The following is a 5,667-nucleotide window of genomic DNA, read 5'->3' on the forward strand; positions in this document are numbered from 1 at the left end:
CAAAGCCGACATCGGCGACGAGGCTCATCACCAGCTGCTTCTCCGGCCCATCGGGGCCGGCGACGAACATGGCTGCACGCCCTTCCGGGAAGCGCGGCTTGGCCATGACATCCACCCCGACGGTGTAAAGGCTTTGAAAAATTTCGCCTCGTGCGCCTGGCTTTGCAGCAACTCAGCGCCGGAACTGTCGAAGCCGATCGCAAGCCCCGCCAAATTCGCGGCGATGGGATTGGTGACGTCGATGACGATTTTGCCGTCAAGGGACCACGCCTGTTCGCAAATGAGCGACTCCATCACCGGCCAGGGCGTGGCGAGGATGAGGACCTCCGCCACCGCCAGCGCATCGCTCACGCTTGTCGCGTTGCGCTCTTGCGACCGCTTGGGATCCCGCGCGCCATAAACGTGCGATGGCACTTCGACTCAAGGGCCGTTCCAACCCGGCCCGCGCCGATAATGCCTATGTCCATCCGTGCCTCGCCGCGTTGATCGTTTTGCGACTCCAATCGAAGTTGCCTTAGTGCCGGTCCTCGCCGCTCGCATGCGCAAGGTGGCGCCCCATATTGCGCTGCATCTAAAACCCCTCGATCGCCTCTCCATCCTCGAGGAACTCGACACGGGACGGCTCGATCTCGGCATCGGCGCGTTCAACCACGGCCAGACCCATCACAAGAGGCGCAATCTCTATACCGACAGCTTCCTGTGCCTCTTCAATTCCGACCTGCTCGGTTTCGCCGTGCCGATATCGCTTGGGGACTATCTCAGCGTCCCGCATGTGCTGACCGGCCTCAGCGATGACCCGCATGGCGCCGTGTACGACGCGCTCGCAAAGCTCAAGCTGAGCCGGACCATCTCCCTCATACATCGGATTTTCTCGCGGTCCCCTTCATCGTGCGGCGCGCGGCGCTGATCACGACCATGCCGTCGCGGCGCGCGCGCTATTTCGCCGACGCCTTCGGCCTCGCAACGAGCCCTGTCCCGGTCGAATTGCCGACCTTCACAATCTCGCTCCTCTGGCACGCGAGCTACGACCAAGACCCCGCCCATATGTGGCTGCGCCAGACCATCACGGGGCTGGTTTCCGAGGCCGGCCTGGAGCTTTGAGGCGGTCAAGGCGGTGTGGACAAGTGCAACAAATCGCGGCGCCACCGCTTTAGAATGGCCGCATTATTATCGCCCACGCCGATTCGCGCATAATTTTGGCGGGGCAAATTTTAGAAGCCAAACTGGAGAGCGAGGTAACAATCATGGCCACGGCGGCAACTCCGCGAGCGCGCGGGTCGACATCGGAAAAATCGCGCGTCGACGCTTTGAGCGAGGTGTTGGCGGATAGTTGGTGGACAGTGGGCCTGCGCGGCCTGCTTGGCATCGCCTTCGGCCTCATCAGCCTGCTGGTGCCGGCAGCGGCGATCCTGTCCCTCGTGCTGCTGTTCTCGGCCTATATGCTGGTGGACGGCGTGTTCGGCATCGCCGCGGGCATCAAGGCGGCGCGGAACGGCGAACGTTGGGGCCTGCTCATCCTAGAAGGCGTGGTCGACATCGCGGCCGGCGCCATCGCCTTTCTCTGGCCGGCGATCACCGCCGTCGCTTTCGTGTTCCTGGTCGCGGTTTGGGCGATCATCTCCGGCGCGCTGATGCTTGCGGCCGCGTTCAGCCTGAAGCTCGATCATGGCCGCTGGTGGCTTGCTCTTGGCGGGATCGCGTCGGTGATCTTTGGCATCGTGCTCGTGATCGCACCCGTGGTCGGCGCCGTGGTGCTGACCTGGTGGCTCGGGGCCTATGCGCTCATCTTCGGGGTGCTCCTGCTCGTGCTGGCCTTCCAGCTCCATTCGCGCAAGGAAGAAAGAGCGCATCGCGCTCCGGCGGCGCGGAAGGCTTAATCTTTAGTGCTGCCGCATCCCGGGACTGCTCCGATATCGTAGCTTCGCGATGAGCGGATAAGCGCCATGCCGAAGCGTCCCATTCCTATGGTGAAACTCCCGTCCGGCGAGACGGTGCCGCAGCTCGGCCAAGGCACCTGGCGCATGGGGGAAAGCCCGCGCAAGCGGCGCGAGGAAGTCGAGGCCCTCAAGCTCGGTATCGAGCTCGGCATGACCCTGATCGACACCGCGGAGATGTATGGCAGCGGCGGCGCCGAGGAGATCGTTGGCGAGGCCATCGCCGGGCGCCGCGAAGAGATTTTCCTAGTCAGCAAAGTACTGCCGGATAACGCGTCGCGGGCGGGAATGATCGCTGCCTGCGAATGGAGCCTCGCCCGGCTCGGCTGCGACTTTATCGATCTCTACCTCCTGCACTGGCGCCGCGACATCAAGCTCGCCGAGACTGTCGCAGGGTTCGAGGCGCTTCTGCGCGAGGGCCTGATCCGCTCTTGGGGCGTGAGCAATTTCGATGTCGGCGACATGGAGGAGCTGGTGGCGCTGCCCGGCGGGGACGCCGTCGTCACCGACCAGGTGCTCTACAATCTCCAGCGCCGCAGCATCGAGAAGGGTCTGATGCCGTGGGCGCAGAGGCGGAACATTCCGCTCATGGCTTATTCGCCGATCGAGCAAGGTCGCCTGTTGCGCGACCCTGCGCTCAATTCCGTCGCCGCCCGCATCAGAGCGACGCCGGCGCAGGTCGCGCTGGCGTGGACGCTGCGGCGCAAGGATCTCATCGTCATCCCGAAGGCATCGAGCATCGCGCATGTGAAGGAGAATCGCGCGGCGCTCGACATCGAGCTCAGCGACAACGACCTTGCGGCGCTCGACCGCGCCTTTCCGCCGCCCGCCGGGCCGCAACCGCTCGAATTCCTGTAGGCCGGACGCACTCTCTGTCATCACGGCGTCACGCAAATTCGCTGTTGAGGACGGATTGCGTTGCACTCGATCGCGGAGCCGCTTTGGTGCCTTACGTCTTTCTCACCGCCGCCATTCTGTTCGAGGTCGCCGGCATCACGGCGATGAAGCTGTCGCGCGGCTTCTCGGAGCTCATTCCCTCGCTCGCCGTTCCGGTCTTTTATGCGCTGTCAGCCGCTTTCGTGATCGTGGCTCTGAAGCGGCTCGAGCTTTCGATGACCTACGCAATCTGGTCCGGCGTGGGCACCGCGCTCGCGGCCCTGATCGGGATCGCCTATTTTCGCGAGTCCCTGACCCTGTTCAAGGTTGCATCTCTCGCTCTTGTGATCGCAGGCGTGGTTGGCTTGTCCTTGGCGGGAAGGCAGACTAACTGACGGGTCAATCCTCCAACCCTGCAGTTTGTCCATGGACGGTCTTCTCGGCCAAACCGACGGTCTCATCCGCTTTGCCGTTTTCCTCGGGGTCTTTCTCGTGATGGCGGCGATCGAGCTCGGCTGGCCGAAGCGCGTGCTCTCAGTCTCGAAGCGGCGGCGCTGGTTCACCAATGTCGGCATCGCGGCAACAGGAACCGCCGTGCTGCGGCTGATGGCCATGCTTGCAGTGCCTGTGGCTGCGGTCGCCGCCGCGTTCTACGCGCAACAGCACCAGATCGGACTGCTGAATCAGCTTCACTGGCCCGAGTGGATCAAGATCCTGGTCACGCTGCTCGTGCTCGACCTCGCGATCTGGTTTCAGCATCTCGTCTCGCACAAGGTGCCGCTGTTCTGGTGGCTGCATAAGGTGCACCACGCTGACCGCGATATCGACGTGACCACGGCGGTGCGTTTTCACCCCGTCGAGATCGCGCTCTCCATGCTGTGGAAGATCGTGGTGGTGGTGCCGCTCGGAGCATCGCCCTTCGCCGTGTTTCTGTTCGAGGTGATCCTCAACGCATGCGCCATGTTCAACCACGCCAATATCGCGCTGCCCGCATGGCTCGACGGGATCGTGCGGCTTGCCGTTGTCACCCCGGACATGCACCGCGTGCATCACTCGGTGCTCAGGCGCGAGCATGATTCCAATTACGGGTTCAATCTCTCTTTATGGGACCGGCTGTTCCGCACCTATACGGCGCAGCCGGAAGCCGGGCACCAGAACATGACGATCGGGCTTACGCCCTATCAAACGGAAGACCCTGTGCGGTTTGGCTGGAGCCTTTGGCTCCCGTTCCGCAGCGAGCGCAATTCAGCGCGCACCCGTGACAGCGATCAGAAGAAGTTCATCGGGAAGTAGCGGAGAAACAGCTCCTCATAGCGCCCGCTATCGTGCACCTGCTCAAGCGCATATTTGAGGATCTCGGCCATCTTGCGGTTGCCCTTCTTCACCGCGATGCCAACGCCGTCGCCGAAGAACTTGGCGTCGAGATAGGGTCCACCGCGAAACTCGCAGCAGCCTTCGCTCACCACGCCGTTGATCCAGAACGTGAGACCAATGCCGTCGCCGAAGATGAGATCGACCTTGCCCTCTTTCAGCGCCTTCTGCGCCTCCTCGGCGCTGTCGAAGGGCACGATCGTGGCGCCCTTGAAGAAGGTGCCGAGATAGGCCTCGTGGCCGGTGCCCTTACCGACGCCGACCTTTCTGTCCTCGATGGTCTCGGGACGGATGTCCCTGAGATCGCTGTCCTTGCGCGCCAGGAAGCGGGCCGGCGTGGCGTAATAGCGCGTGGTGAAATCGGCCCTGGCGAGCGTCTCGGGACTGATGCGGATCGAGGCGATCGCCGCATCGGCGTCGTCGCGGAGCAGGCTCGTGAAGAGCGAGTCCCACGAGACCGCCGTCACTTCGCATTCGACCTCCAGCGCCTCGCAGATCGCGCGCGCGAGATCGACGTTGAAGCCCGTCAACCCGCCAACCTCGTCGAGATAGTGAAATGGCGGATAGTCGCTGTCGGTGACGAAGCGGAGGCGTTCGAGCCCTTGCAGGTCGGGCTTGGGCCGGAGCACGTCGCCCTGCCAGATGTCGGGGACGATTTCGGTCTTGGTCTGCGCTTCCGCCGCTGTGATTCGCAGCGTGAATAGAAGGAGGGCGAGCGCCGCAACCGCGCCAAGGACGGCGCCGAGACGTTTGAATTTGAAAGAATCGCGAAGCGAGCTCACGTCTCTCTTTACCCCGAGCTTCACGCGCTTGCTAGATCGAAGATGCAATCTTTACGAGCATAGTATTGAAAGACATCTTTTGCGCGAATACTTGCAAAGCAAGTTAGGATGATTGCCTCACGACTTAAAAGTGCGAATACTGGGAGGCGAAAGTTGCGGGGCTTCTCGAGTTGCGGGTAGCGGGGGAACACCGGACGGCGCAGGCGCGCGCCTCTTGGCCTGGCGAAGAGCGATCCCCCGCGCATGCCTTCGAATACGGATTTCTCCTCAATGGCTGCCTCGACGAAGGGACGCTCGCGCGCGCCATAGCCATTGCAGAGAGCACCGGCGTCTATCCGCATGACGTCCTGATCGCGCAGGGATGGGTCAAGGCCGATGAGCGTGCGCAATCGAGGCTACCGCGATCTTTTCGCGCACGTTCTCCTCATGCCGCTCTACTGTCTGTTGATTTCAGTCGCCGCATATCGCGCCATCTGGCAATTCGGGAGCGCGCGCTACACGTGGGGAAAAAAACCGAGCATGGGCAGGCGGGCCAGCGCGCAACGCAGCCGCCTAACAGCCACCTAAAAGCCTTCGTGACGGCGAAGCTCATCTTCTCGCCGATAGTTTTCGTGGATGACTTCGTTCTGCGCGGCTTTCATGGCCGGGTCTTTGCGCCGATGCCGCCACAATATGATGCCGTAGACAAGGGCTGCCATCAGCAC

Annotated in this window: 9 protein-coding genes; 6 read left to right on the forward strand and 3 right to left on the reverse strand. The window is 62.6% G+C overall.

The features are described 5' to 3' along the window. Positions 1 to 27: 27 nt before the first annotated feature. Positions 28 to 414 carry an NAD(P)-binding domain-containing protein gene (locus tag ACR2J1_RS10790; RefSeq protein WP_434019330.1) on the reverse strand — a complete coding sequence of 129 codons (387 nt, stop codon included), beginning with the start codon at positions 412 to 414 and terminating at the stop codon, positions 28 to 30. 103 nt (positions 415 to 517) lie between these two features. On the opposite strand from ACR2J1_RS10790, the gene ACR2J1_RS10795 reads away from it, so the two are divergent. From ACR2J1_RS10795 to ACR2J1_RS10820, 6 genes are all read left to right on the forward strand, one after another. Beyond that, on the forward strand, positions 518 to 907 hold the full coding sequence (locus ACR2J1_RS10795; RefSeq protein ID WP_434019331.1) for a LysR substrate-binding domain-containing protein: 390 nt from the start codon (positions 518 to 520) through the stop codon (positions 905 to 907). 8 nt (positions 908 to 915) lie between these two features. Next, positions 916 to 1,101 (forward strand): hypothetical protein, encoded by a 186-nt coding sequence (locus ACR2J1_RS10800; RefSeq protein WP_434019332.1) that lies wholly within the window; start codon positions 916 to 918, stop codon positions 1,099 to 1,101. A 143-nt stretch (positions 1,102 to 1,244) separates the two neighbouring features. After that, entirely contained in the window at positions 1,245 to 1,877 is a 633-nt protein-coding gene (locus ACR2J1_RS10805; protein ID WP_434019333.1) for an HdeD family acid-resistance protein, read from the forward strand. Positions 1,878 to 1,943: 66 nt separating this feature from the next. Next, positions 1,944 to 2,792, forward strand: a complete 849-nt coding sequence (locus ACR2J1_RS10810; protein WP_434019334.1) for an aldo/keto reductase — start codon at positions 1,944 to 1,946, stop codon at positions 2,790 to 2,792. 86 nt (positions 2,793 to 2,878) lie between these two features. Further along, positions 2,879 to 3,205 (forward strand): DMT family transporter, encoded by a 327-nt coding sequence (locus ACR2J1_RS10815; protein ID WP_434019338.1) that lies wholly within the window; start codon positions 2,879 to 2,881, stop codon positions 3,203 to 3,205. Between the two features lie 31 nt (positions 3,206 to 3,236). After that, positions 3,237 to 4,103, forward strand: coding sequence for a sterol desaturase family protein (locus tag ACR2J1_RS10820; protein ID WP_434019335.1), 867 nt, complete (start codon positions 3,237 to 3,239; stop codon positions 4,101 to 4,103). On the opposite strand, the gene ACR2J1_RS10825 is transcribed toward ACR2J1_RS10820, so the two are convergent. Next, complete coding sequence (locus ACR2J1_RS10825) at positions 4,079 to 4,963, reverse strand: transporter substrate-binding domain-containing protein (RefSeq protein ID WP_434019336.1); 885 nt, start codon at positions 4,961 to 4,963, stop codon at positions 4,079 to 4,081. The two genes, ACR2J1_RS10820 and ACR2J1_RS10825, sit on opposite strands and share 25 nt — an antisense overlap. A gap of 20 nt (positions 4,964 to 4,983) precedes the next feature. Next, entirely contained in the window at positions 4,984 to 5,352 is a 369-nt protein-coding gene (locus ACR2J1_RS10830) for a hypothetical protein (RefSeq protein ID WP_434019337.1), read from the reverse strand. Positions 5,353 to 5,667 lie beyond the last annotated feature (315 nt).

The organism is Methyloceanibacter sp. (assembly GCF_050999895.1).
In the GTDB taxonomy this organism is placed as follows: Bacteria; Pseudomonadota; Alphaproteobacteria; order Rhizobiales; family Methyloligellaceae; genus Methyloceanibacter.